Annotated in this window: 22 protein-coding genes and 1 tRNA gene; 14 read left to right on the forward strand and 9 right to left on the reverse strand. The window is 65.0% G+C overall.

The window, feature by feature from the left end; all coding sequences use genetic code 11:
* Positions 1-4: 4 nt before the first annotated feature.
* Complete coding sequence (gene cyoA, locus RAD04_RS30670; RefSeq protein ID WP_461626781.1) at positions 5-1,165, reverse strand: ubiquinol oxidase subunit II; 1,161 nt, start codon at positions 1,163-1,165, stop codon at positions 5-7.
* Positions 1,166-1,346: 181 nt separating this feature from the next.
* On the opposite strand from cyoA, the gene RAD04_RS30675 reads away from it, so the two are divergent.
* A complete protein-coding gene (locus RAD04_RS30675) occupies positions 1,347-2,675 on the forward strand; it encodes an MFS transporter (protein WP_091959675.1) in 1,329 nt (442 codons plus the stop codon).
* 241 nt (positions 2,676-2,916) lie between these two features.
* Here the strand turns inward: RAD04_RS30675 and RAD04_RS30680 are convergent, their stop codons facing one another.
* Entirely contained in the window at positions 2,917-4,407 is a 1,491-nt protein-coding gene (locus RAD04_RS30680; protein ID WP_461626802.1) for a M48 family metalloprotease, read from the reverse strand.
* A gap of 32 nt (positions 4,408-4,439) precedes the next feature.
* Positions 4,440-5,210 (reverse strand): thermonuclease family protein, encoded by a 771-nt coding sequence (locus RAD04_RS30685; protein WP_461626782.1) that lies wholly within the window; start codon positions 5,208-5,210, stop codon positions 4,440-4,442.
* A gap of 403 nt (positions 5,211-5,613) precedes the next feature.
* Here RAD04_RS30685 and RAD04_RS30690 point away from each other — a divergent pair, with 403 nt between their 5' ends.
* The 4 genes from RAD04_RS30690 (at position 5,614) to RAD04_RS30705 (ending at position 10,784) form a co-directional block, all read left to right on the forward strand.
* Positions 5,614-6,822 (forward strand): ABC transporter substrate-binding protein, encoded by a 1,209-nt coding sequence (locus tag RAD04_RS30690; RefSeq protein WP_461626783.1) that lies wholly within the window; start codon positions 5,614-5,616, stop codon positions 6,820-6,822.
* A 124-nt stretch (positions 6,823-6,946) separates the two neighbouring features.
* Complete coding sequence (locus tag RAD04_RS30695) at positions 6,947-7,735, forward strand: enoyl-CoA hydratase (RefSeq protein ID WP_194405655.1); 789 nt, start codon at positions 6,947-6,949, stop codon at positions 7,733-7,735.
* Between the two features lie 2 nt (positions 7,736-7,737).
* On the forward strand, positions 7,738-8,484 hold the full coding sequence (locus tag RAD04_RS30700; RefSeq protein WP_461626803.1) for a VOC family protein: 747 nt from the start codon (positions 7,738-7,740) through the stop codon (positions 8,482-8,484).
* A gap of 185 nt (positions 8,485-8,669) precedes the next feature.
* A complete protein-coding gene (locus tag RAD04_RS30705) occupies positions 8,670-10,784 on the forward strand; it encodes an acetate--CoA ligase family protein (protein ID WP_461626784.1) in 2,115 nt (704 codons plus the stop codon).
* 208 nt (positions 10,785-10,992) lie between these two features.
* Here RAD04_RS30705 and RAD04_RS30710 read toward each other — a convergent pair whose 3' ends face one another.
* Genes RAD04_RS30710 through RAD04_RS30720 form a run of 3 tightly spaced genes read right to left on the reverse strand, consistent with a single transcriptional unit; the run spans position 10,993 to position 14,064 of the window.
* Positions 10,993-11,805 carry an enoyl-CoA hydratase/isomerase family protein gene (locus tag RAD04_RS30710; protein WP_461626785.1) on the reverse strand — a complete coding sequence of 271 codons (813 nt, stop codon included), beginning with the start codon at positions 11,803-11,805 and terminating at the stop codon, positions 10,993-10,995.
* Positions 11,806-11,822: 17 nt separating this feature from the next.
* Positions 11,823-12,983, reverse strand: coding sequence for an acyl-CoA dehydrogenase family protein (locus RAD04_RS30715; protein WP_085351673.1), 1,161 nt, complete (start codon positions 12,981-12,983; stop codon positions 11,823-11,825).
* Between the two features lie 16 nt (positions 12,984-12,999).
* Positions 13,000-14,064, reverse strand: coding sequence for an acyl-CoA dehydrogenase family protein (locus RAD04_RS30720; RefSeq protein ID WP_461626786.1), 1,065 nt, complete (start codon positions 14,062-14,064; stop codon positions 13,000-13,002).
* A 261-nt stretch (positions 14,065-14,325) separates the two neighbouring features.
* Here RAD04_RS30720 and RAD04_RS30725 point away from each other — a divergent pair, with 261 nt between their 5' ends.
* A complete protein-coding gene (locus RAD04_RS30725; protein WP_461626787.1) occupies positions 14,326-15,111 on the forward strand; it encodes an SDR family NAD(P)-dependent oxidoreductase in 786 nt (261 codons plus the stop codon).
* 95 nt (positions 15,112-15,206) lie between these two features.
* Here RAD04_RS30725 and RAD04_RS30730 read toward each other — a convergent pair whose 3' ends face one another.
* Both RAD04_RS30730 and RAD04_RS30735 read right to left on the reverse strand, forming a co-directional pair.
* Entirely contained in the window at positions 15,207-15,479 is a 273-nt protein-coding gene (locus tag RAD04_RS30730; protein WP_018316463.1) for a GlsB/YeaQ/YmgE family stress response membrane protein, read from the reverse strand.
* A 42-nt stretch (positions 15,480-15,521) separates the two neighbouring features.
* The gene (locus tag RAD04_RS30735) at positions 15,522-16,094 is read right to left on the reverse strand and encodes a YidB family protein (protein ID WP_461626788.1); all 573 of its coding nucleotides are present in this window, start codon (positions 16,092-16,094) and stop codon (positions 15,522-15,524) included.
* 162 nt (positions 16,095-16,256) lie between these two features.
* On the opposite strand from RAD04_RS30735, the gene RAD04_RS30740 reads away from it, so the two are divergent.
* Both RAD04_RS30740 and RAD04_RS30745 read left to right on the forward strand, forming a co-directional pair.
* A complete protein-coding gene (locus tag RAD04_RS30740; protein ID WP_461626789.1) occupies positions 16,257-17,264 on the forward strand; it encodes a 2-dehydropantoate 2-reductase in 1,008 nt (335 codons plus the stop codon).
* Between the two features lie 16 nt (positions 17,265-17,280).
* Entirely contained in the window at positions 17,281-17,487 is a 207-nt protein-coding gene (locus RAD04_RS30745) for a hypothetical protein (RefSeq protein ID WP_461626790.1), read from the forward strand.
* A 101-nt stretch (positions 17,488-17,588) separates the two neighbouring features.
* Here the strand turns inward: RAD04_RS30745 and RAD04_RS30750 are convergent, their stop codons facing one another.
* Positions 17,589-18,209, reverse strand: a complete 621-nt coding sequence (locus RAD04_RS30750) for a hypothetical protein (protein ID WP_461626791.1) — start codon at positions 18,207-18,209, stop codon at positions 17,589-17,591.
* 254 nt (positions 18,210-18,463) lie between these two features.
* Between RAD04_RS30750 and RAD04_RS30755 the strand changes: the two genes are divergently transcribed.
* From RAD04_RS30755 to RAD04_RS30780, 6 genes are all read left to right on the forward strand, one after another.
* Positions 18,464-19,981 carry an AMP-binding protein gene (locus tag RAD04_RS30755; RefSeq protein WP_461626792.1) on the forward strand — a complete coding sequence of 506 codons (1,518 nt, stop codon included), beginning with the start codon at positions 18,464-18,466 and terminating at the stop codon, positions 19,979-19,981.
* A gap of 21 nt (positions 19,982-20,002) precedes the next feature.
* Positions 20,003-20,641, forward strand: a complete 639-nt coding sequence (locus tag RAD04_RS30760) for an RraA family protein (protein ID WP_461626793.1) — start codon at positions 20,003-20,005, stop codon at positions 20,639-20,641.
* A 26-nt stretch (positions 20,642-20,667) separates the two neighbouring features.
* Positions 20,668-21,054, forward strand: a complete 387-nt coding sequence (locus RAD04_RS30765; RefSeq protein ID WP_461626794.1) for a dimethylsulfonioproprionate lyase family protein — start codon at positions 20,668-20,670, stop codon at positions 21,052-21,054.
* A gap of 110 nt (positions 21,055-21,164) precedes the next feature.
* Positions 21,165-22,121, forward strand: a complete 957-nt coding sequence (locus RAD04_RS30770) for a tripartite tricarboxylate transporter substrate-binding protein (RefSeq protein ID WP_461626795.1) — start codon at positions 21,165-21,167, stop codon at positions 22,119-22,121.
* A 106-nt stretch (positions 22,122-22,227) separates the two neighbouring features.
* Positions 22,228-22,304: transfer RNA gene (locus RAD04_RS30775), tRNA-Arg, on the forward strand.
* 439 nt (positions 22,305-22,743) lie between these two features.
* Positions 22,744-25,086, forward strand: a 2,343-nt coding sequence (locus RAD04_RS30780) for an Ig-like domain-containing protein (RefSeq protein ID WP_461626796.1), incomplete at its 3' end; no start/stop codon positions are given.

Raw genomic sequence — 25,086 nt, forward strand, 5'->3', positions numbered from 1 at the left:
CTCTTTAGGAGTCTGACTTCGGACGCAGTCCGAGGAAGAAGGACGAGGACTTGAGCGGCGCGAAGCTCGGCCGCTTCAGGCCGGCGCCGAGCAGCGGCGCCGTGTCGACGGGAGCCGTGATGGACGCCGTGGTCTTGCCCTGCGGCGCATCGGGCGTGCAGGTGCCGGCGACGAAGCTCGGCTCCGGCCCGAGCGGGGTGCCGCGGCGGGCGTACTTGTCGTAAGTGAGCGGCAGGGTGTTATTCAGGCCCTGATGACCGTTGCCGCCTTTGGCGTCGATCGCCATCATTTCGCTCTGGCACATCTTGCCGGTCTCGACGCACATGTTGAGGATCAGGCGGTAGAGATCGGAGTCGATCGTGCCGTAGCGGCGCACCGGCTCGTTCTGGCTGGGCTTTTCGAGCTGGAGATATTCGGCGCGGCCGAGCGAGCCGCCGGCGGATTTGGCGCTGGCGATCCAGGCGTCAAAGCCCTTGTCGTCGAGGCCCTGAAAGTTGAAGTGCATGCCGGAGAAGCCGGCACCGCTGTAGTTCGCCGAGAAGCCCTTGTACGTGCCGGCGTGGTTGACGACGGCGTGGAGCTTCGTCTCCATGCCCGGCATCGCGTAGATCTGGCCGGCAAGCGCGGGGATGTAGAACGAGTTCATCACCGAGGACGCGGTGATGCGGAATTTGATTGGACGGTCGACCGGTGCTGCGAGCTCGTTGACGGTGGCGATGCCGTAATCCGGGTAGATGAAGAGCCACTTCCAGTCGAGCGCGACGACGTCGACCTCGAGCGGGGCCTTGGACTGGTCCATGGCGCGGTCGGCATGGATGCGCCCGAGCGTGCGATAGGGGTCGAGCAGATGCGTGCCCATCCAGGTCAGCGCGCCCAGGCAGACGATGATCAGCAGCGGCGCCGACCAGATCACCAGCTCGAGCTTGGTCGAGTGGTCCCATTCCGGCTCATAGCGAGCGGCCGTGTTGGACTGGCGATAGCGCCAGGCGAACAGCACCGTCAGCGCCATCACGGGGACGACGATCAGGAGCATCAGGACGGTGGAGATGATGACGAGGTCGCGCTGTTGCGCTGCGATATCGCCGGCTGGCGCCAGCACGACGTAGTCGCAGCCGCTTAGCGCAGCAGCCAGAGGTAGTAGCGCCAGGATCTTGAGACGAGACACGGGCCGAGCCTTTGAGAATGAGTTTCTTTTGCGGGGCCAAAGGGGTAGCTGCGGCGCAACAATCCGGACATTGGACAATTTGTCCAATGTTGCAGTGCGGAATGTTGGGTCAGAGAGGGCCAGATTGCCCGGCGCCCGCCGGGCGGTCGGCTTTGGTTTTCAGGACGTTAAGGGCGCACGAATGGCGACGGCACAGACCCCCGCAATGGCAGACCTCCACACGGGCGAGCACGGCCACGACCAGGCCAGTCCCGGCGAGATCGCCATCGGCGTCATCATCGGCCGCACCTCGGAATTCTTCGACTTCTTCGTCTTCGCGATCGCCTCGGTGATCGTGTTCCCGCGCTTGGTGTTCCCGTTCGCGAGCGAGCTGACCGGCACGCTCTATTCTTTCATGATCTTCGCGCTGGCCTTCATGGCCCGGCCGATCGGCACCGTCATTTTCATGACGGTCGACCGTGCCTACGGCAAGACCGCCAAGCTGATCTCGGCGCTGTTCCTGCTCGGCACCGCCACGGTCGCGCTGGCGTTCCTGCCCGGCTATCACGACATCGGCGTCGCCGCGATCTGGCTGCTGGCGCTGGCGCGCATCGCGCAGGGTCTGGCCTGGGGCGGCGCCTGGGATGGCATGGCTTCGCTGCTGGCGCTGAACGCGCCGCCATCCAAGCGCGGCTGGTACGCGATGGTGCCGCAGCTCGGCGCTCCGCTCGGGCTGATCGTGGCGAGCGCGCTGTTCGCCTATTTCGCCGGCAACCTCTCGGCCGACGATTTCTTCGACTGGGGCTGGCGCTATCCGTTCTTCGTCGCCTTTGCCATCAACGTGGTGGCGCTGTTCGCGCGCCTGCGCATGGTGACGACGGAGGAATATTCCTCGCTGTTCGAGACCCGCGAATTGCAGCCCGCGCGCATCTCCGACACCGTCGCGAGCGAAGGCCAGAACATCATGCTGGGAGCGTTCGCGCCGCTGGCGAGCTTTGCGCTGTTTCACATGGTCACGGTGTTTCCGCTGTCCTGGGTGTTCCTGTTCACCCGCGAAAGCCCGGTACGCTTCCTGATCATCGAGATCGTTGCCGCCGTGTTCGGTGTCGGTGCGATCGTGCTGTCCGGCGTCATCGCCGACCGCGTCGGCCGCAAGTCGCTGCTGATGGGATCGGCGATCGCGATCGCGATCTACAGCGGCTTTGCCCCGCAGCTGCTCGATGCCGGCGCGTTCGGCGAGACCATCTACATGGTGATCGGCTTCATCCTGCTCGGCCTGTCGTTCGGCCAGTCCTCCGGCGCGATCGCCTCGAACTTCAAGCAGGCGTATCGCTACACGGCGTCCGCGCTGACCTCGGACATGGCCTGGCTGTTCGGTGCCGGCTTCGCGCCGCTGGTCGCCTTGCTGCTCGCCACCAATCTCGGCGTCATCGCCTCGGGTGCGTATCTGTTGTCCGGTGCGTTCTGGACCCTGCTGGCACTCTGGCTCAGCGGCCAGCGCGAGGCGGGCGACATGGACGCGGGGCGCTAGGCTCAAGCGGTCGCCACATCACAGCTGTCGTCCCGGCGAACGCCGGGACCCATAACCCCAGGTCGGGATTATGGAGCAAGCTGGCAACTCCGAGTCTTCGCCTAACTCTATCCTGTGGCTATGGGTCCCGGATCGACGCGCGCTTTATGCGCGCTTGTCCGGGACGACGGCGGAATTTGTGGAGCGAGATCCCGGGTTCGCTGCTCGAGCGCGCCCCGGGATGACGTGCGCTTAGCGCACGTCAATCCGCCACGATCTTCACGCGGTCGCGCACCTTCACCTGCGCGGTGCGATCGAGCCCGTTCAGCACGCGAAAACGCTCGGCGGGATGATCGACGCCGGCCATGCGGTGGGAGAGCGATTCCACGGTGTCGCCGGGCTGCACGGTGATGACCTTGATGCGCAGCGGACGGGCGGCCTGGATCTCGTCCAGCGTCAGGCGGCGGAATGAATTGACGGTCTCGCGCGCGTTGCGTTCGCTCTCGGTCGACTTCTGTCGGGCCGCAAAGATGAAGCGATAGACGTCGCTGCCGAAACGCAGCGCATAGACCTTGAACTGCCACTGGTCGCCCTTGGCGGCGGCGGACGCGGCCGGGAAGCCGTTGATGGTGATGTCTTCGGTGGACGCCTTCTCGACGCCCTCCATCCAGCCGGAATTGAGGTAGTCGCCGAGCGACTGCTCGGCCGGCACGCGCACCACGTCGAAACGCATCGCTTGTGCGCCGCCCTCGCGCACGCCGATCACGGCCTGGGCGGTGTTGTCGAGCGTGAAATTGTCCGGCGCCTGGAAGGTGAAGCCAAGCTTGGGATGCAGGAAGCGGCGGCCGCGGACGAAACCCTCGCTAGGGTCTTCGCCGTAGACGAGATTGTCGATCGCCGCGAGATAGGTCTCGCGGTCGCGCTCGGCGCCTTCAGGCGCAGTATATTGCCGTGCAATGGTCTGCGCGTTCTGCACCCGCTCCGGAGTCGCCGGATGCGACGAAGTGAAGTCCTGCGCGCGCGGGTCGAGCGAGCTCTTGCCGGCCTTCAGCTCAGCATTGCGTTCCATCGCCGAGAGGAAGCGCGCCGCGCCGTAGGGATCGAAATGCGCCTTGGCGGAAAGGCCGACGCCGATGCCGTCGGCCTCGAACTCCTGCTTGCGCGAAAAGCTCGCCATGGTGAGCTTGGTCTTGGCCAGCGCCAGCGCGGTGAGGTCAGGATCGTTGCTCATGTCGGTGACGACGCGGGTGACGATCGCGGCCTGGCGCGCCTGGTCCTCACGCATAGCGGCGTGCTTGGACAGCACGTGCGCCATCTCGTGGCTGAGCACGGAGGACAATTCCGAGGTGTCGCTGGCGAGCGCGAGAAGTCCGCGCGTGACATAGAGCTGGCCGTTCGGCAGCGCGAAGGCGTTCACCGCGCCGGAATTGAGGATGGTGACCTTGTAGCCCTGGTCGGGGCGGTCGGACGCCGCGACCAGCCGGTCGACGGTCTTGCTGACGAGTGATTCGAGCCTGGGGTCGTCATAGGTGCCGCCATAGCTCGCCAGGATGCGCTCGTGCTCCTTTTCGGTGGCGGGGGTCTGCGCGACGGCCGGCTTCGGCTTCGGCATCGCGACGGCCGCCGGGGTCGCCGCAGTCTGGAACCGGCCCATGTCGCCGCAGCCGGCGAGAAGTCCGCCCAGCGCAAGGCAAAGCGCGGCCGGCGCAGCCCGCAGGCGGCGGCAATCGCCCAGTCCGTGCCGTTCTAGCACCCCATTCACGTCGTCTAACCCGTGCCCGGCCGTTATGGCCTTACCCCAGTAGGCTCGTTTGCGCCCAGCAATTCAACCTGTCCCAAGAGACGCACATCGATCCGCGGCCCTGTACTTCCCTCGACCCAGCCCCGGACTCGAATACGTTTACTTTCCAATGACTTAAGGGTGATTCCAGCGCCTTCGAACGCCGGCAGCGTGCGCTTTGAAATAGTCACGGCAAAGCCACGTGTCCAGTTCCGTCCGAAGTTGAGGTAGGTCATTGCCCCAGCTTGCCGGACCGACAGGACTTTACCCTCAACCACCACAAAGCGCCCGATCCCCGCCAAAATATCGTCCGGACTTTCCGCGTTTTTTATGGCCGACGGGTCAGCCCAGCTGCCCTTTTTTTGGCGCCGCGCCTCGGCCTCCGACGTCATCAGGGCCGCCGCGCAGTCCTTGTCCGCGATTTCCGCGGAGACCATGGCGTCGCCCTGGGCGAGCAGCATGGCCTGCACCGGGGTGTCGCTTTCGCCGATGAAGACCAGCGCGCCCTGGCGGCCGTAGCGGTCGGGCGTGTCGTCGCTGCCCCGGAGTGTCACGTCGCGGCTCGCGAGCAGCGAGGCCAGCGCCTGCTTCGTCGTCGCCGTGGGCTCGATGCCGGTGAGGCGGATCTCACGGCCGTCATCGAGACGGACACTGCGCGCATCGACGATCGCGGCGACGCGGCCTTCGCCTTGTGCTTCGAATTGGCACGGCGTCGCGAGGGCGGTGTGACTCGCGAGGAGAAGGAATCCGACGATGAGGTGAAGCCGTTGTGCCACGTGACCCGGAGAGGTTGCGTTATGCCTGGATCATAACTCAAACGATGCCAACGACGAAGGGGCCTTCGTAGAGTGGGCAAAGCGAAGCGTGCCCACGTCTTTGCCGATCGCGCGGGCCGTGGGCACGGCGCGAAGAGCGCGCCTTTGCCCCACCCTACGGCGGTTCGCGTGATGCGTCGCTATTGCCTCACATCGCCATTGTTATGTTTCCGCCGTCGCGTGGAAACATCTTGCGCCTTCTAACCATTCCGCTTTGCGGAAATCGCGCGCCGCAACATGCGGCCGCTTCGCACCTGCGCTTGCTGCGCACTTGCGCATGCGGCATGATTGCGGCAACAGCTTTGGCCAAGAGCAATAACCAAGCCGCCATCAGAGTACGGCGCGATAAGGGAGATCGTTTTCCATGAAGACAATTTTGTCGGGCATTTTTGCCGCCGCGTTTGCCCTCAGTGCGAGCGCCGCCGCGCAGGCCCAGGACAAGCCACCTCTCAAGATCGGCGGCATCCTCGACATGTCGAGCCTCTATGCCGACATCACCGGACCCGGCAGCGAGACCGCGGCCAAGATGGCCGTTGAGGATTTCGGCGGCGAGGTGCTGGGGCGCAAGATCCAGGTGCTGGCGGCCGACCATCAGAACAAGGCGGATCTCTCCGCCAACATCGCGCGCGACATGCTCGACAATCAGGGCGTCGAGATGATCTACGACGTCGCGGCGTCCGCCACCGCGCTTGCGGCCGGCGAGATCGCGAAAGCGCGCAACAAGATCATCATCTTCAACGGTCCGGGCTCGATCCGTCTCACCAACGAGGCCTGCGGTCCCTATACCGTCCACTACGTGTTCGACACCTACGGCCAGGCCAATGTGACCGGCCTTGCGGCCGTGAAGTCTGGCCTCGACAGCTGGTACTTCCTCACCGCCGATTACGCCTTCGGCCAGGATCTGGAGAAGGACACCAGCGCCGTCGTCACCAAGACCGGTGGCAAGGTGCTCGGCAGCGTGCGCCATCCGCTCAACACGTCGGATTTCTCCTCGTTCCTGCTCCAGGCGCAGGCTTCCAAGGCCAAGGTGATCGGGCTTGCGAATGCCGGCGGCGACACCGTCAACGCGATCAAGCAGGCGGCTGAGTTCGGCATCACCAAGGGCGGCCAGAAGGTCTCGCCGCTGCTTGCCTTCGTCACCGACATCGACTCGATCGGTCTGGAGACCGCGCAGGGCTTGCTGCTGGCGGAAGCCTTCTACTGGGACCTCAACGACGACACGCGCGCATTCTCGAAGCGCTTTCAGGAGCGCGTGAAGCGGCCGCCGACTTCGGCACAGGCCGGCGTCTACTCCTCCGTCACGCATTATCTGAAGGCGGTGAAGGCGGCCGGCACGACCGATGCAGCGACTGTCATGAAGGTGATGAAGGAGACGCCGATCAACGACTTCTTCGCCAAGGGTGGCAAGATCCGCGACGACGGCCGCATGATCCACGACATGTATCTGTTCGAGGTGAAGAAGCCGTCGGAATCGAAGGTCCGCTGGGACGACTACAAGCTGCTCGCCACCGTCCCTGGCAGCGAGGCGTTCCAGTCGCTGGAGCAGTCGCGCTGCCCGCTGGTGAAGAAGTGATGGCGTGACGTAAGTCACGACGTCATCCCGGGGCGCGAAGCGACATACGGTGCGCAATCGCGCACCAGAGTTCTCGGTTCGCGAGCCCCGGAACGACGGAGCAAAACAACAAGGGAGACGTCCCATGAACGACATGGTCCTGCAAAAGCTCGAAGGCGGGCTGCTCACCATCACCATGAACCGGCCCGAGCGGAAGAACGCGCTCAACCCCGAGATGGTGGCCGGGCTGGTCGAAGCGGCACGCCGTGCGGCTGATGATCCCGAGGTGCGCGCGGTGCTGTTCAAGGGCGCCGGCGGCTCGTTCTGCGTCGGCGGCGACGTCAAGTCGATGGCCGCGGGCCGCGCGCCGCTGCCGTTCGAGCAGAAGCTTGCGAATCTGCGCCGCGGCATGGAGGTCTCGCGCATCCTGCACCAGATGCCGAAGCCCGTGGTGGCGCAGCTCGACGGCGCCGCAGCCGGCGCCGGCTTGTCGATGGCGCTGTCCTGCGACCTACGCATCGCCTCGGAATCCTGCAAGATCACCACGGCCTTCGCCAAGGTCGGCTTCTCCGGCGATTACGGCGGCACCTATTTTCTCACCCAGCTGCTCGGCAGCGCGCGGGCGCGCGAGCTCTATCTGATGTCGCCGGTGCTTACGGCGAGGGAAGCGCATGCGATCGGCATGGTGACCAAGGTCGTGCCCGATGCCGAGATCGACGCCGCGGCCCACGAGCTGGCACTGTCGCTGGCGCAGGGGCCCTCGATCGCGCTCGGCTTCATCAAGCGCAACATCAACAACGCCGAGCATCTGGCGCTGGAGGATTGCTTCGACGGCGAGGCGATCCACCACACCCGCTGCGGCGACACCGAGGATCACAAGGAGGCCGCAAAGGCCTTCGTCGAGAAGCGCAAGCCGACCTTCAGGGGCGCATGACCATGGCGCCCTATATGCGGTTGCGGCAGATCTGCCTGGTTGCGCCCCAGCTCGCGCCCGTGATCTCCGACATCGCGGAGATCATGGGCCTCGCCGTGTGCTACCGCGACGGCAATGTCGCGAAATATGGCCTGGAGAATGCGCTGTTCCCGGTCGACACGATCATGTTGGAGGTGGTGGCACCCTTCAAGGGCGGTACCACGGCCGGCCGCTTCATCGAGAAGACCGGCGGCCGCGGCGGCTACATGGCGATCTTCTGCTGCAATGATCCCGACGAGCGTGGACGCGACGCCAACGCAATGGGCGTGCGTACCGCCAACGTGATCGACCACGCGCCCTATCACGGCGTCCAGCTTCACCCCCGCGACTGCCGCGCCGCCTTCATCGAGTTCAATCACACCGAAGGCAGCGATGACGTTCTTGGCGCCTATCCGCCGGCGGGACCGGACTGGCAAAAGTTCATCCGCAAGGACGTGACGCTGGCGCTGACCGGCGTGGAGATGCAGAGCCCTGATCCGCAAGGTCTCGCGGAGCACTGGGGCAAGATCATCGGCATTGCGCCTGAAGGTGCCGAGCTGAAACTGCCCAATGCGGTCTTCCGTTTCGTAAAAGGCGCCAGCGAGATCATGAGCGCGCTCGAGTTTCGGGTCGCGGATCGGGCGAGCGTGCTGCATGCCGCGAAGGCGAGGGGGCTTGCGGTGGCGGACAATGAGTTCTTGCTGGGAGGGGTGACGTTCCGCGTCAGTTGATCCATCGACCCTTATCCGTCACCCTGAGGTGCTCGCCTCTTCGGCGAGCCTCGAAGGGCGACGGCCGCCGGCGGGGCCGTTCATCCTTCGAGGCTCTCCCATGGGACGCGTTGCGTCCCATGCCTCGCACCTCAGGATGACGGGGTGAGAGAGCGCACGGCTCTGCGAAGAAGGACACATCCTCCATGCCGCATCCGCTCGACAGCTTCTTCGCGCCCGCCAGCATCGCGCTGATCGGCGCCTCGCGCGATCACGAGAAGATCCCGGGGCGGCTCTTGTCCATGCTGCGCAAGAACGAATACCCCGGGACGATCTATCCGGTGAACCCGAACTATGCGGATATCGACGGGCTGGCCTGCTACAAATCGATCGGCGACATCGGCGCATCCATCGACCTCGCCGTCATCATCATCCCGGCCCGCGCCGTGCTTCCCGCGCTGGAGCAATGCGCTGCCGCCGGCGTCAAGAATGCCGTGATCATCTCCTCCGGCTTTGCCGAGGAGGGCGGCGACAGCGCGGCGATGCAGGACGCGATCGCCGCGCTGGCAAAGCGCGCCGGCATGCGGATATCAGGGCCGAACGCCGAGGGCTTCTTCAGTCAGGTGCAGCGCGTGGCGGCGACATTCAGTCCGGCCGTCGATGTCAAGCCAGGTGTGGTGCCGCTTGTCGCGACGACCAAACGGATCGGCATCGTCGCGCAGAGCGGCGGCATCGGCTTTGCCTATTATCATCGCGCGCGGGCCCTCGGAATCGCTGTCAGTTACGTCGTCAGCACCGGCAATGAATCCGATCTCGGCGCCGGCGAGTTCCTGGATTACCTGGTGCAGGATTCCTCGACCGAGGTGATCCTGCTGTTCATCGAAGGCATCCGCGACGTCGATAAATTCCTGGTCGCCGCCCGGCGCGCTGCGGAGATGAAGAAGCCGGTGATCGTGACAAAGGTCGGACGCTCCGGCGCAGGCCAGCGCGCGGCGGCCTCGCATACTGCGAGCATGGCCGGCTGGTCGGCGGCCTATGACGCGGTGTTCGCGAAATACGGCTTCATCGTCACCAACGATCTGGACGAAGCGCTGACGATCGCGGCGGTGCTTGCCAGCAATCCGCTGCCGAAGGGCGATCGCGTTGCCGTCGTCACCGTTTCGGGCGGTGCCGGCATCTGGGGCGCCGATGCGGTGGCGCTGCAAGGCTTGCAGGTGCCGGAGCTGTCCGAAAAGGTCCAGGTTGGGATCAAGCAGTTGATGCCGTCCTATGGCACGGCGCGCAACCCGATCGACGTCACGGCGCAAGGCGTCACCTCTGGCGGCTTGCAGAAGAGTGTGGACGTCCTCACCGCCTCGGACGAGGTCGATGCGATCCTGGTCGTGCTCTCGCTGTCAAGCGAGGTGCGCAAGCCCTTCAAGGAAGAGGAGCTGACGCCGGTGCTATCCGCCCAGCACAAGCCGGTGGTGTTCTATTCCTATACGGTGCCGTCCGATTTCGCGCGCCGTGAGCTCGCCAAATCCGGTGTCGTGGTGCTCTCGGGCCTCACCCATGTCGGCATCGCGATGCGTCGGCTCGTCGACTACGCCAGTTTCAAGCTGCCGCTACCTCCGGACGCGACGCGGCTGCCAGCGCGCGATCTTTCTGCGGATCTGAAATCGCCGGTTCTGTCCGAGGCCGACAGCAAGTCGTTGCTCCGCACCGCCGGCATTGCACTGCCGAATGAGGTGCTGGTGAGAGACAAGAGCGAGCTCGACGAGGCGGTCGCCCGCGTCGGCTTTCCCCTGGTGATGAAGATCCAGTCGCCTGATATCGCCCACAAGAGCGAAGTTGGCGGCGTGCGCGTCAACATCACTACCAAGGGCGAGGTGTTTCTGGCATTCGAGGCGCTGCTGGACAATGCGCGCAAGCACCGGCCTGAGGCGACCATTCAAGGCGTGCTGGTCGGCCCGATGGCGAAGCGCGGTGTCGAGATCATCGTCGGCACGATGACCGACGAGACGTTCGGTCCCATGGTGATGGTGGGTCTCGGCGGCATCACCACGGAGCTGTTCCGCGACGTCGTCTACCGCCCCGTGCCGGTGAGCGCGGAGGAGGCGGGCGCGATGCTGGCGGGCTTGAAGGCTGCACCCTTGCTGAACGGATTTCGTGGAGCGGCGAAGGCGGACGTCGTGGCCTTGTCGCAGTTGATCGCCGATATCTCCGCGCTTGCTGCGCGGCATGCAAAAAGGATCGCGGAGATCGAGCTCAACCCGGTGCTGGTGCACACCGAGGGGCAGGGCGTGACGATCGTCGATGCGCTGGTGGTGGGTAAAAAGTAAGCCGCCAAAACCGCCGCTGTCGTCCCGGACAAGCGCGCCCTAACCGCGCGCAGATCCGGGACCCATAGCCACAGGGAGCGGTTTGGCGAAGACTCGGAGTGACCAGCTTGCGCCGCAACTTCTCCCTGTGGTTATGGATCCCCGCGTTCGCGGGGATGACAGGGGAGGTTGTGGTCGCGGTGGAGTGATACGGCTAGCGCCGCCGTGATCACCGCCCCTTGAAATTCGCCGCGCGCCGCTCCTCCGTGGCCTTCACGCCTTCCTTGAAGTCTTCCGTCGCGCGCAGCCGGGTCTGTTCGGCGAGCTCGTGATTGGTCGCGGCCATGACGCGATCGGCCAATCCTGCGCGCATCGTCGCGCGGGTGGAGAGCAGGCCGAGCGGCGAGCATTCGGCGATCTCGCCGGCGAGCTTCATCGCGGCTGATTTGACCTGATCCTGCGGCACCAGCTCGTTGGCAAGGCCCCATTTCACGGCTTCCTCGCCCGTGACGCGGCGGCTGGTGTAGAACATCAGCTCGGCGTTGTTCTTGCCGATCAGCTCAGGCAGCGTCGTCGTCAGGCCGAAGCCGGGATGGAAGCCGAGCTTGGTGAAGTTCGCGGAGAAGCGCGCTTCGGGGCAGGTGACGCGGAAATCGGCGGAGACGGCGAGGCCCAATCCGCCGCCGATGGCGGCGCCCTGCACGGCCGCGACGATAGGCTTCTTGGCGCGGAAGATACGCACGGCCTGGATGTAGAGATGGTTGATCGGGCCGAGATTGTCGGCGGGGTCACCCTTCTTCTCGGCCTCGCGCGCCTCCTGCGCCTGCCGTGCAGGATCGCCGAAATTGGCGCCGGCGCAGAACGCCTTGCCCTGGGCCGAGAGAACCGAGGCGCGGATCTCGATGTCGCGGTCGAACTCGTCGAGTGCATCCGCGATCTGGTTGATCAGCGAGATGTCGAAGAAGTTCAGCGGCGGGCGGCGAATCTCGATGGTGCCGACGTGCCCGACCTTCTCGACGCCGATGTCTTTGTATGTGGTCATGATGATCCTCGATTGAATTAGCGCAAACCCAGTCCGCGGGCGATGATGCCGCGCAGCACCTCGGTGGTGCCGCCCTGGATGGTGAGCTTCGGTGCGGTCTTGATGGCGAAGTCGAGCTGACGCTCCAGCGTCTCGCGGTTGGTCGCGGTCTCCTCGACGAAAGCAGCGAGATCGCGCACCCGGTGCGGAAGCTGCTGCTCCCACACCGTGCCGATGTCCTTGACGATGGACGCCTCGACCACCGGCTCCTTGCCGGCCTGCAGCATGCCGGCGACCGAGACCGACATGCGCCGCATGGTGTGGAGCTGCGCCACCAGACGGCCGATGCCTTCGGCGCTGCGCGTGTCGGGGTTGGGGCCGACCGCGCGGACCAGCTCGGTCAGCACGTAATAGGTTTCAAGAAAGCGTTCGGGGCCCGAGCGCTCATAGGCGAGCTCGCTCGTCGCCTGCTTCCAGGCGCCGTCGACTTCGCCGAGCACGTGGTCATCGGGCACGAAGAAGTCGGTGAAGACGACCTCGTTGAACTCGTACTGGCCGGTGATCTGGCCGATCGGGTTCACCTGGATGCCCGGCTGCTTCATCTTCACCAGGAATTGCGTCAGGCCGTGACGGCGGTTTTCCTTGGTCGGCTGTGACGTCCGGAAGATCGCGATCATGTAGTCGGCGATGTGCGCCGACGAGGTCCAGATCTTGGTGCCGTTGATGAGATAGCCGCCGTCGGTCTTGGTCGCGCGCGTCTTCGCGGCGAACAGGTCGGAGCCGGAATTCGGCTCGCTCATGCCGATCGCAAAGCAAATCTCGCCGCGACAGATCCGCGGCAGGATGTCCATCTTGATGTGCTCAGGCGCGTATTTCAGCAGTACCGGTCCGCTCTGGCGGTCGGCGACGAAGAAGCGCCGCGTCGGCGCGTTGGCGACGCGCATCTCCTCGGTCACCACGTAGCGTTCGAGGAAGGAGCGCTCCTGGCCGCCGTATTTCTTCGGCCAAGTCATCCCCAGCCAGCCCTTGGCGCCGACCCTGCGGGAAAATTCCGGCGCGTCGGTGTCTTCGCGGTTGGGCTTGTGCGGATCGAAGGTGCCGGCGGCGATCTCTTCGGCGAGGAAAGCGCGCACTTCCTTGCGCAGCTGCTCGCACTTCTCGGGCAGGCGGATCGGATCGAAACGGAGGGCAGCGGTCATGTGTTTCTCTCCCGGATCAGCGCGACGCCACGAGCGGCCACAATTCGTCGGCGCCTCTGGTCGCGACCAGCTTGCCGAGCTCGACGGCCCAGTGGCTCTCCGAACCGAAATCGTCGCGCCAGGCCAGCGCCCGGAGCGAATAGCGGTGCAGGATGTGCTCGAGGGTGAAGCCGATCGCGCCGTGCACCTGATGCGCGATGGCGCCGCCCTTTTCCGCGGCTTCCGCGCAGCGGATCTTTGCCGAGGCCGCTTCGAGATAGACCTCGTCGTCGAAGCGCGTCGCATTCGCGATGGCGTCGGCGGCCGACGTCGCAGCCGCGAGGGCGGCGGCGGATTCGCCGGCGAGGCGCGCCAGATTGTGCTGCACGGCCTGGAATTTCGAGATCTTCTTTTCGAAGGCCACGCGCTCGTTGGAATAGCGCACGGAGATGTCGAGCATCGATTCCAGCGCACCGGCGATCTGCAGGCTGCGCGCGACGCCGCCCATCAGCATCATCGTGGTCTGGTCAAGGCCCTTCAGTGCGGCCTTGCGCGTGACGGGCTGGACCTTGTCGAGCGTCACGGTGTCGCTGTGGTCGTAGCCGACATTGAGGCCGGACTCGATCCGGACCTTGCCGGCATCGACCAGCGCGATCGAGACGCCATCCTTGCCGTGCGCCAGCACCGCAAAATGCTTTGCCGCCTTGGCAAAGGGCACGCCGCGGGCGCGGCCGGAAAGTGAGCCATCGGCATCGAGGGTGATGCGATCCTTCGGCGAGGCCGGCAGCACCGTCATCTCGCCCTCGGGCGATGCGATCTTCGCCTGCGCCAGGAGCCAGCCGGCTAGCATGGTCTCGGCCAGCGGAACCGCGACGGCGAAACGGCCGGCGGCGTTCAGCAGCGCAAAGCCGTCGGCAAGGCTTGCGCCGGAGCCGCCGAGATCATCTGGCACCCAGGACAATGGCAGGCCGGCTTCGCTCAGCGCCCGCCACAGCGGCGCCTGCCAGGAATCCTTCTTGTCGTTGTTGATGGTTTGCGGATCGGCGAGATCGGCGAAGATCTTCTCCGCGGTCTCGACGACGATGTTGTCACTCTCCGCCACAGCGTTCCCCGTGTTTTGCCGTTGGCGCGTCCCGCCTCGTGGAGCGAACCGCGCAGGTCTTCTTGCGCCCGATGATCCGAAAAAGCCATGGCCCTGACAAGCGTTGATCGCAGGTCAACCTGCGGCGCGGGCATGGGGGCAAGGATCAATTGGAGGCTAATTCCGCTTAGCGGAGTTTGCTTAATTTGCAGGGCGCGGCAAACTCGCTAAACAAGGCCAGCGACTTAAGGCTCGCATCAGATACAGGGGAAGGAAATCCGGATGGCCAAAGACAGTCTGTGCGCAATCGTGACGGGGTCCGCATCCGGACTTGGCGCAGCAACCGCGGAAATCCTCGCGCGAAGCGGGGCGCGGCTCGTCATCAACTATTCCTCTAGCCAGAAAGAAGCCGAGGCCACCGCGGACGTCTGCCGCAAGGCGGGCTCTCCGGAAGTCCTGGTTGCGCAGGGCGACGTTTCAAAGGACGACGATTGCCGCAAGATCGTCGCGGCAGCCAGCGGATGGGGCCGGCTCGATATCCTCGTCAACAATGCCGGCACCACCAAGCATGTCGCCCATGCCGATCTCGACGGATTGTCGGCTGAAGATTTCCAGCGCGTGTATGGTGTCAACACCATCGGCCCGTTCCAGATGGTGCGTGCCGCGCGCAGCCTGCTCGAAGCCGGCGCCAAGGCCTCGGAGCGGCCCTCCGCCGTGGTCAACGTGTCTTCGGTCGCCGGCATCAGCGGCGTCGGCTCATCGATCGCCTACGCCGCGAGCAAGGGTGCGCTCAACACCATGACGTTGTCGCTGTCGCGTGCGCTGGCGCCGCTGATCCGCGTCAATACGGTCTGCCCCGGCTATATCGACACGCCCTGGTTCACCAAGGGCCGCGGCGAAGCCGGCGCCAAGCAGGTGCGCGACAGCGTGGTGGCGAAGGTGCCGCTCAGGGTCGCATCATCAGCCGAGGACATCGCGCAGCTCGTCTGCTTCCTGGCGATGCCGGCCTCCAGCAACATGACCGGCGAGGTCGTGCGCATGGATGCGGGGATGCATTTGATTACGTGATGCTCCACGACGTCATTCCGGGGCGATGCGTTAGCATCGAGCCCGGAATCTCGAGATTCCGGGTTCGCGCTTTGCGCGCCCCGGAATGACAGCAACTACCCCTTGATCACGCCGCTCGCGACCAGCCGGTGCCAGATGAACAGCACCACCACTGCGCCGAGCGTGGCCATGATGAAGCCGGCGCCCTGGTCGGGGCTGTAATGGCCGATCGCCTGGCCGATGAAGGTCGCGAGAAACGCGCCGGCGATGCCGAGGATGGTGGTGAGGATGAAGCCGCTCGGGTTGTTCGGTCCCGGCGCCAGCCAGCGCGCGATGAGGCCGGCGACGAAGCCGACGACGATGATCCACAACAGGCCGCCCATGCTCATGAGTCTGCTCCCCTTCCCGAAAGCGCGTCGCTCAACGTCCGATTAAAGTTTGCCTGAGAGCTCATTCTCGGTCGGCAGCCGTCCGTCCGGCGTCAGATGGTCGATCACCTGCGGCAGATACTGGCTGAGGCCGTTGAGCAACTCGTCGCGCGACAGGCCGCTCTGGGCGGACAGGCTTTCGATCTGGTCGGCGCCGAGTGCGTTCGCGAGATCGCCCGGCGCGATCGGCTTGTTCTGGCCCTTGCCGACCCAGGAATTCGCGGTGTCGCCGTGGCCGCCCTGCTGGAGCTGGTTGAGGAGATCGCCGAGGCCACCGCTGAGCACGGTGCCGGCCGCGCCGCCCGCAAGCAGGCCGCCGAGGCCGCCTTTGAGCAGGCCTCCGAGACCGCCAAGACCGCCGCTGTCCGCGTTCACCGGCGGAGGGGCCGGCGTCGGCGACGGCTGCGGCGCCGTACCGGACTGGTTTGCGGTCATGTGCTTGAACGCCTTCCAGGCGAGCAGGCCGAGCAGCGCCATGGTCATCGGCGACATGCCGCCGGAGGAGTTCTCGGAGCTGGGTGTAGAGGGGCCGCGGGGGCCGTTCTGCATGCCGTTGAGGACGTCGAGTAGACCCATGGTGCTCTCCTTTGGCGTCTCGTTCGGCGAGCGCTCGCCGCTGGCTGCCCCCGGGCCGAAAACATATGGGGCTCTCATGACGGTTACAAGGCGGATACGCCGCGATGGGCAGCCGGCCTCGCCTCTGCTATCGAGGGCGGGTCGTTCAAGGAGCAAGGCGAGGTGATGACGGATCGACCGATCGTGGTGGCCGGCGCGGGCGCCATCGGCTGTTTCGTCGGCGGCATGCTGGCGGCCTCGGGCCGCCGTGTCGCGCTGCTGGTGCGACCGCGGGTGAAGACCGAGATCGAGCGGTTCGGCCTGCGATTGACGGATTTCGACGGCTCCGAGACGAAGCTCGGCGCAGGGCAGCTCGCGCTGTCGGAGGACCCCGCGATCTTCCACAGCGCCGGCATCGTGCTGGTCACGGTGAAGAGCGCCGACACCGCCGATGTCGCGGAGCAGATCGCGCAGCATGCGCCTGAGGATGCCGTCATCGTTTCGCTGCAGAACGGCATCGGCAATATCGCGGTGCTGCGCGACCGCCTCGGTGTCCGCCGCGTGCTCGCGGGCATGGTGCCGTTCAATGTGATCGCGATGGGCGAGGGCCGTTTCCACCGCTCGACCTCCGGCGACATCCATATCGGCGAGGACGCCGAAAACACGGCCGCGTCGCTCTCGGTGCCCGGCCTCATGGTGCGCGCGAGCGGTGATATCACCGGCGTGCAATGGGGCAAGCTGATCATCAATCTGAACAACGCGCTCAGCGCATTGTCCGACTTGCCGCTCGCCGCGCAACTGGCAAACCGCGACTGGCGCAGGCTGTTCGCCGACCAGATGGCCGAAGGGCTGGTCGCGCTGAGGGCCGCCGGCATCGCGCCGGTCTCGGCAACGCCGATCCCGATGAACTGGACGCCGGCCTTGCTGCGGCTGCCCGACATGATCTTCAACGCGATCCTGGGGCGGACCATGAAGATCGATCCCGAGGCGCGCTCCTCGATGTGGCAGGATTTGAAGCAGGGCCGCAAGACCGAGATCGACTATCTCCAGGGCGCCGTCATCGCGCTCGCCGAGCAAAACCATGTCGAGGTGCCGCTGATGCGCCGCATTGTTGCGCTGATCAAGGAGACCGAGGCAGCCGGCAACGGTCCGCCGCGGCTGACGCCGCAGCAGATTCGCGCGGTGGTTTGAGTGCAAGGAGGGACCGATGAAACGTAGCTTGATGATCGGGCTCGCGCTTGCCGCGCTTTGCGGCGCATCGACGCTCGCTCTTGCGAGACCGCCGACGGTCGTGAACTCGCCCGGCTATGATAGGCGGTTGCAGGAGAGCAGGTCGCAGTTGGGCAGTTCGCCGACGACTGCGCCGGTGCCAACGGTCAAATCGAAGCGCGGCAAGAAGAAGCAACCGAACTGACACGTTGCGTGTGCGTAGGTGGTGCGACATCCTCAGTCGTCGTCCCGGATCTGCGCTTACGCTTGTCCGGGACGACAGCGGAGAGTTATCGAGGGAGCAGCTCAGCCCTTCTTCGCCGGCTTGCTCGGGGTCGGATTGAACAGCTTCTTCAGATCGTTCAAGCTTTCCGACAGCCGCGGCCATTCGCAGGAGAATGAGCCTTTGGTGCACGCGCCCTTCGAGCGCTGACCGACGTTCTGCTGCACCTTCGGCCGCTCGACCGGGACAGGCACGCGCGCGACGTCGGTTCGCAGCGCGACCTGCTGGAGTTGCCGCGCCTGCAGTTCCTGCTGCTCGCGCTGTTGACGGGCGGCGGCCTCGGCCGCTTCGTTGCTGCGGCGCTCTTTGGCGAGATAGGCCGTATAGGCTGCGTCGATCTTCTTTTGCTCCTCCGGCGTCGGATTGGGTCCGGCGATGTCGAAGGTGCGATCCTGCAGGAAGTCGTAATAGGAGTAGCCGCCGCCTGCCTTGCGGCGGCCGGCGAACTTGGCGTTGCAATCGGCGAGTGCGGATGTCTTCTCGGATTTGGTCGCGGCCTTCTCGGCGGCGTCGGCGCATTCCTCGAAATCGACCGGCGCGCGTTTCCACCATTGCGCCTGGGCATGCGCGTGCGTCAGCAGGAAAAATCCTGCCGCGGCAACAACAACCAGCGCCGCACGACGCAATGCTATCACGGACGACATTCTACGAGAGCATTCCCTGCAAAACTCAACCCGAACTGAGTCGAGCCAGATTTTTGCCTCTTTATCGCCGGCTTGTCACCCATGGAACTCGGGAATTTCATGGCTGGGATGCTGACATTTTGTGCTTGACGTGGCGCATGAGTCACAGCGCCGCCCCGGCGGGCTGCTACACTTCGCCTTGCGAGCGCCTCACCTGAGGCGACGCCAAGAAACACGCGAAGCAAGACGCCAAGAACACGAAATGGAAACGCCCGATGCTGCTGCCCCTGTCTGACGTGCCGCGCTGGTACGCTGAACGCAAACCACATGGCACGATCGCCGTCCGTCACGGGCAGGACACGCTGACATGGGACGAGCTCGAGCGCGGCGCCAACCGGCGCGCGCGGGCATTTATGACCAAAGGCGTCAAGCCCGGCGATTTCGTCGCAATCGGATTGCCCAACGGCAATGCGTTCTTCGAGACCTCCTTTGCGGTCTGGAAGTGCGGTGCGACGCCGACCTCGCTGTCGTGGCGACTGCCGCGCGGCGAGGCCGCGGCCGTGCTCGACATTCTCAAGCCGGCGCTGGTGGTCGGCGGCGAGGCCGACTGGAACGCGCCGAACCGCCTCCCGGCGGATTTCGTGCCGGAAGGATTCTCCGATGAGCCGCTCAATCCGCCGGTGGCGCGCTACTGGAAGGCCATGACCTCGGGCGGCTCGACCGGCCGGCCGAAGGTGATCCTCGATCATCAGCCGGCCGTGACCGACACGGTCGCCGCGCCGCCGCTCAATATCCCCTTCGGAGTCTCGCTGCTCAATCCCGGTCCGCTCTACCACAACGCGCCGTTCATCGTGTCCCACTACGCGCTGTTCACCGGCGGCCAGCTCACCGGTCTCGTCAAGTTCGACGCCGAGGAGACGCTGCGGCAGATCGAACGCGAGCGCGTGCAATGGGTCAATTTCGTGCCGACCATGATGCACCGGATCTGGGCGCTGCCGGAGCAGGTGCGCAACGCCTACGATCTGTCGAGCCTGCAGACCGTCTTCCACATGGCAGCTCCGATGCCGCCCTGGCTGAAGGAGAACTGGATCGCCTGGCTCGGCCCCGAGCGGATCTGGGAGCTCTATGGCGGTACCGAGCGGCAAGGCTCATGTATCATCTCCGGCACGGAATGGCTGACGCACAAGGGCTCGGTCGGCAAGATCGGCGAGATGGCGAAGCTGCGCATCGTCGGCGAGGACGGCAAGGACGTTGCGCCCGGCGAGACCGGCGAGATCTATTTCCTCAACAATGACGGCAGGGACGCGACCTATCACTATCTCGGCGCCGAGCCGAAGCGCCGCAGCGATGGCTGGGAATCGCTCGGCGATATCGGCAGGCTGGATGCGGAGGGCTATCTCTATCTCGGCGACCGCCTCGCCGACATGGTGCTGCGCGGCGGCGCCAACATCTATCCGGCCGAGGTCGAGGCTGCCGTCTCCGAGGCGCCGGGCGTGCGCTCCTGCGTCGTGGTCGGATTGCCCGATCCGGAATTGGGCCAGCGCGTGCACGCCATCATCGAGCCGGAAGGCGATGCCGACGGCCAGGCGATCGCAGGCGGCATGGCGGAGTTCTTGAAGGACAGGCTCAGCCGCTACAAGCATCCGGAAAGCTTCGAGATCGTCGGCGCCCCGCCGCGCGATGATTCCGGAAAAGTCCGCCGCACGCTGTTGCGCGACGAGCGCGCAACGTGGATGAAGGAAGGGCGCGCCTTCCGGATTATGCCGGCGAAGGCGCGGGCGCACGCCGAATGATTGACGGAAGGAATCCAGGACATGACCATTACCATCGCAGCCAACAGCGTGCCGAAACCGCCGGCCGAGATCATCGAGGGCTTTCGCGGTGCGCCGACCTCGGTCATTTCAGATAATCTCGCGCGGTTGCCCGGCGCGGTCGGGCTAAAACCCTATCATCGCGGGGCTAAGCTGGTGGGCACCGCCTTCACGGTGCGCACCCGCCCCGGCGACAATCTCGCCATCCACCGCGCGCTCGAGCTGGTCGGCCCCGGCGACGTCATCGTGGTCGATGGCGGTGGTGACGAGACCCGCGCGCTGGTCGGTGAGATCATGAAGAACATCGCGCAGTGGCGCAAAGCCGAGGGCTATGTGATCGACGGCGCGATCCGTGATGTCGCGGCCTTCGCGGCCGACGACTTTCCCTGCTACGCGCGCGCGGTGATCCATCGCGGTCCCTACAAGAACGGCCCCGGCGAGATCAACGTGCCTGTCACGATCGGCGGCAGCGTGATCTCGCCCGGCGACATCGTGGTCGGCGACGAGGACGGCGTGGTGTCGTTTCCCGCCGCGGGCGCCGCGGCGCTGCTCGAAGCGGTCCGCGCCCAGGTCGCGCGCGAGGAGGAGACCCTGAAGGCGATCCGCGAGAGCCGCTATCAGGGCTCGTATGGCAAGACTTGATCGAACGAGAATGAAGGAGAGGGCGCGTGAGCCAGAGGGAAGAATTCCATCACATAGACGACACCAGCGACGGGCTGTTCCGCGAGCTCGCAGCGGGGGTGACCACGCGCATCTTCTCCGGCGAGCAGGCGATGCTGTCGGTGGTGACGCTGGCCCCGCATGCGCAGGGCACGCTGCACCATCATCCCGAGGAGCAATGGGGCGTGCTGCTCGACGGCTCCGCCATCCGTGTCCAGGGCGATGAGGAGATTGCCGTGAAGAAGGGCGATTTCTGGCGCACCCCGGGCAATGTGCCGCACACCATGCGCGCCGGCCCCGACGGCGCCAGGGTGCTGGACATCTTCAGTCCGCCTCGGCCAGAATACAAAAAAGCGGGGTCGGGCTTCGGCACGACCCAAGCGCTTCGCGCTTAGGGTATTTTCTTGAGCATGATCTTATCGGAAAACCGCTGCACACTTTTCCGGATCATGCTGTAGCGCCAAAGAGCAAAAAGCCAGGCGCTGAAAACAAAAGGGAGGGGACCATGACGATCACACGACGCACGCTGCTGGCTGCACCGGCCATTCTCGCATTGACGCCGGCAGCGGCGCAGGCTGGCAAGATCACGCTGGTCGTGCCGTTTCCGCCGGGCGGCTCGACCGATGCGATGGCGCGGCTGTTGCAGGCCAGCCTGCAAACCAAGCTCGGTCGCATTGTCGTGGTCGAGAACAAGTCCGGCGCGGCCGGCGCGCTCGGCGCGGCGCAAGTCGCCAAGAGTCCGGCGGACGGCACCTCGTTCCTGGTGACGTTCGATTCACACGCGGTGATTCCGTCGATCCTCGACAAGCCGCCGGTGGATGTCGAGCGCGAGCTGATGCCGGTGCTGCTGATCGGCACCGCGCCCTACGTGATCGCCGCCGGCGCCGGCCGTCCCTACAAGAGCTTTGCCGACGTGGTGGCGGCCTGCAAGGCGACCCCGGGCGCGGTGAAGTATGCCTCCGTCGGTATCGGCACGCTCGGCCATCTCGCGATGACCGTGCTCGGCAGCAAGGCCGGCGTCGAGATCATGCACGTGCCCTATCGCGGCGGCGGTCCGGCCATGAACGACGTGCTCGGCGGCCATGTCGATCTCATCGCGGGATCGGCCGCGCTGGTCGCCGCCCAGCTTGGCACCAACATGCTGCGTCCGATCCTGCAGCTCGGCCGCGAGCGGCTGCCGGCCCTGGGGGATACGCAGACCGCGATCGAGGCGGGCTTTCCCGATTTCGAAACGCTGGCCTGGTGGGGCATCTTCGCGCCTGCAGGCACGCCGCCCGATATCGTCGCAGCCTTCGCGACGGCGTCCAAGGAAATCCTCAGCGAGCCCGCGACCGCCGCCCAGCTCAAGGACACCCAGCACATGACGCTGCTGCTCCAGGACGGCGCCGCCTTCAAGACCTTCTTCGACAAGCAGGTCGCCTATTGGGGCAAGGTGGTGAAGGACAACAATATCAAGGCGTAGGGGCCGAGCGGCAGCCTTTCGTATTGGGCGACGCGGAGGGCTTCCGATCCCGTCTCCGCTTTGATATGTACACCTCCAGGCAACCCGCCTGACTTGCGGGTTCCGCGGTCCCGTAGCTCAGCCGGATAGAGCGACGGTTTCCTAAACCGTAGGTCGGAAGTTCGAGTCTTCCCGGGATCGCCAATCTTTCACAGTCTCTTGCCGGTCATCAGTGCCCTGCGGCCTCCCTGCTAACTGCAGGCGTGTGGTCGCGGGTGTACGCGAGGCGGCACGCACGACGCCATGGCCGTGTGGCCGGACGCCCCTCGGCAGAGATCGGAAATCCGCGAAAGTGATTCTCGCTCCGAGAGGCGAGGTTCGGACAAGCGTCCACGACGTTGTTGAAGGCAGCGGCGTGACTGCTGCGTGGGGCCCGCCGTTGGATTTGGCGAAGCGAAGGCCCGCGAGGTGAGGGCGCTATACTTATTGGTATTGATGAAGACCGCACAGGCTCGTCGCCAGATTAAATAGCACGTTCGATCGAGATTTAATCCTCGTCATTAATTCTCACTCCGGCGATAATATTAATTTGGACGGGGCAGGAACTGCGGCTGCGCGATTTAAAAACTCCATCCTCGGGTCAATGAATCGTCTCAAAAAAGGCGCGTGCGAATTCGAACACGCTCCCGATGGGGCGGCAAAGAACCAGTCGAGTTGGACTGAGCCGCGACATATCGAACCGTATGCGCAAGAAACTCAGTCTGCGCGTGCATTGCAGAGGGGAAGAACAAACATGGCAATTGCTGGATATCCAGACGCGAATAGCACCGGTCTTCCTGATGGCGTTATCCTGACTCCATCGGGCGATGTAACTGTCACTCAACCAGGTACCGTCATCGACGCTCTCGATGTCAAAGGCACGATCTCGGTCCTGGCCAATAACGTCACGATTCAGAATACCCGCATCACGTCCAGCGATTGGACAGGGATCTGGATCAAGGATGGCGTTACAGGAACTGTCGTCAAGGATAGCGAGATTTTAAACGTTGGAAGCAGCCCGGATGGCGCGAACGGCATCGTCGGTTCAGGCACATTCCTGCGTAACGATATCCATGACGTGGAGAATGGTATTATTGTCACCGGGTCGAGCTTGGTCCAGGACAATTATATCCACGATATGAATGCGCCGGATGTGCGTCTCGGCACGTCATTGGGCGGTCCGCACTACGATGGTATCGAGATCGACGGCGGCGTTTCAGACGTCGTCATTCGACATAACACGGTCATCAACGAGAACAGCTACGTCTCGGCCGTGATGATCAATAATGACTTCGGTCCGGTTTCCAACATTCAGGTGGACGGCAACTATCTTGCAGGGGGTGGCTATACCCTTTACTCCGATGGCAGCTTCAGCAGCACCGACAAGATTTCCGGCGTCTCGTTCACCAACAACGAACTTGGTGAGGGCAAGTGGGGTTACTATTACTTCAGGAACAACACGCCCGTCCTGACGAACAACGACGAACTCGGCACGGGATGGCAGACGTCGTCTCCGACGCCGCCCCCCTCAACGCCCGATGTCCCGGCAGCGCCGACCATCGCATCCTGGTCGCCCGATACGGGCAAGACCGGCGACGGCATCACTGACGCGAGCCAGATCACCCTGCACGGTACCGCCGCGGCTGGCAGCACCGTGAAGGTCTATGACGGTTCGACGCAGATCGGTACGGCGACCGCGACTTCGACCGGAAGCTGGGACTACATCACCAAGGTCTTGACCGATGCGAAGCATACGCTGACGGCGACCGCGACCAACGCGTCGGGGCAAACCAGCGTGGCCTCGGCTGCGGTGGCGGTCACCGTCGACACCAAGGCGCCAGCTGCACCGACCATCGCGAGTGACACCGTCAACACAGCCAATCAGGTCGTGATGTCGGGGACTGCCGAAGCGAACAGCGCGATCAAGGTGTTCGACGGAACGACCCAGGTCGGCACCGCGACGACCAACGCGAGCGGTGCGTGGAGCGTCACGACGTCGGCACTGTCGACCGGTTCGCACGCCCTGACGGCGAAGGCGACCGACGTCGCCGGCAACGTCAGCGCTGCGTCGACGGCCGTGGATGCGGTCATTGGTTCCGGGACGACGGGCTCCACCGGTTCGGGCACGTCGGGCACCGGCACCACTGCGCCGGCGGCGCCGAAGATCGCCTCGTTCTCCAGCGATACCGGCACTGCCGGTGATCACATCACGAGCGACAAAACGGTGACCCTGGCGGGGACTGCAGCGGCCAACAGCACGGTCAAGGTGCTCGACGGCACGACCCAGCTCGGCACCGTCACGGCGGATGCGAACGGAGCGTGGCACTACACCACCGTCGCGCTGCCGGACGGCAAGCACAGCTTCACCGCGACCGACACGGTCTCCGGCGTCACCAGCAAGGCATCGACTGCGCTGGACGTCACGGTGGATAGCACTGCGCCCGATGCTCCGATCCTGTTGAGCGATCCCACCACGCATAACCGCGCAACGGTATCCGGTACGGCGGAAGCGGGGAGCTCGATCAAGCTCTATGAGGGCACGACCCTGCTCGGCACCGCGACCGTCGCGAGTGACGGCGACTGGAGCGTGACGACCCCGAATCTCAAGCACGGGTCCCACACCTTCACCGCGACGGCGACCGATGCCGCCGGCAACACCAGCGCCTTGTCGCAGCCGATCGATCCGCCGATTGGCTCGCACAGCGGTGGCGGCACCAGCGGTGGCGGCACCAAGGATGCTGCGACCGTCGAGGTCACCAATGTGCGCCCGCACTGGGATCACACCGCGACGATCAAGGGCACGGCCGATCCCAACAGCGAGATCAAGCTGTCGGACGGCACGACCTCGGTTGGTTCGGTGACCACGGGAGCCGACGGCAAGTGGAGCTTCCAGACGTCCGACCTGTCGGGCAAGAGCCACGCCTTTACCGCCGAGCAGGTCGACACC

It is taken from the genome of Bradyrhizobium sp. 25ACV (assembly GCF_054863005.1).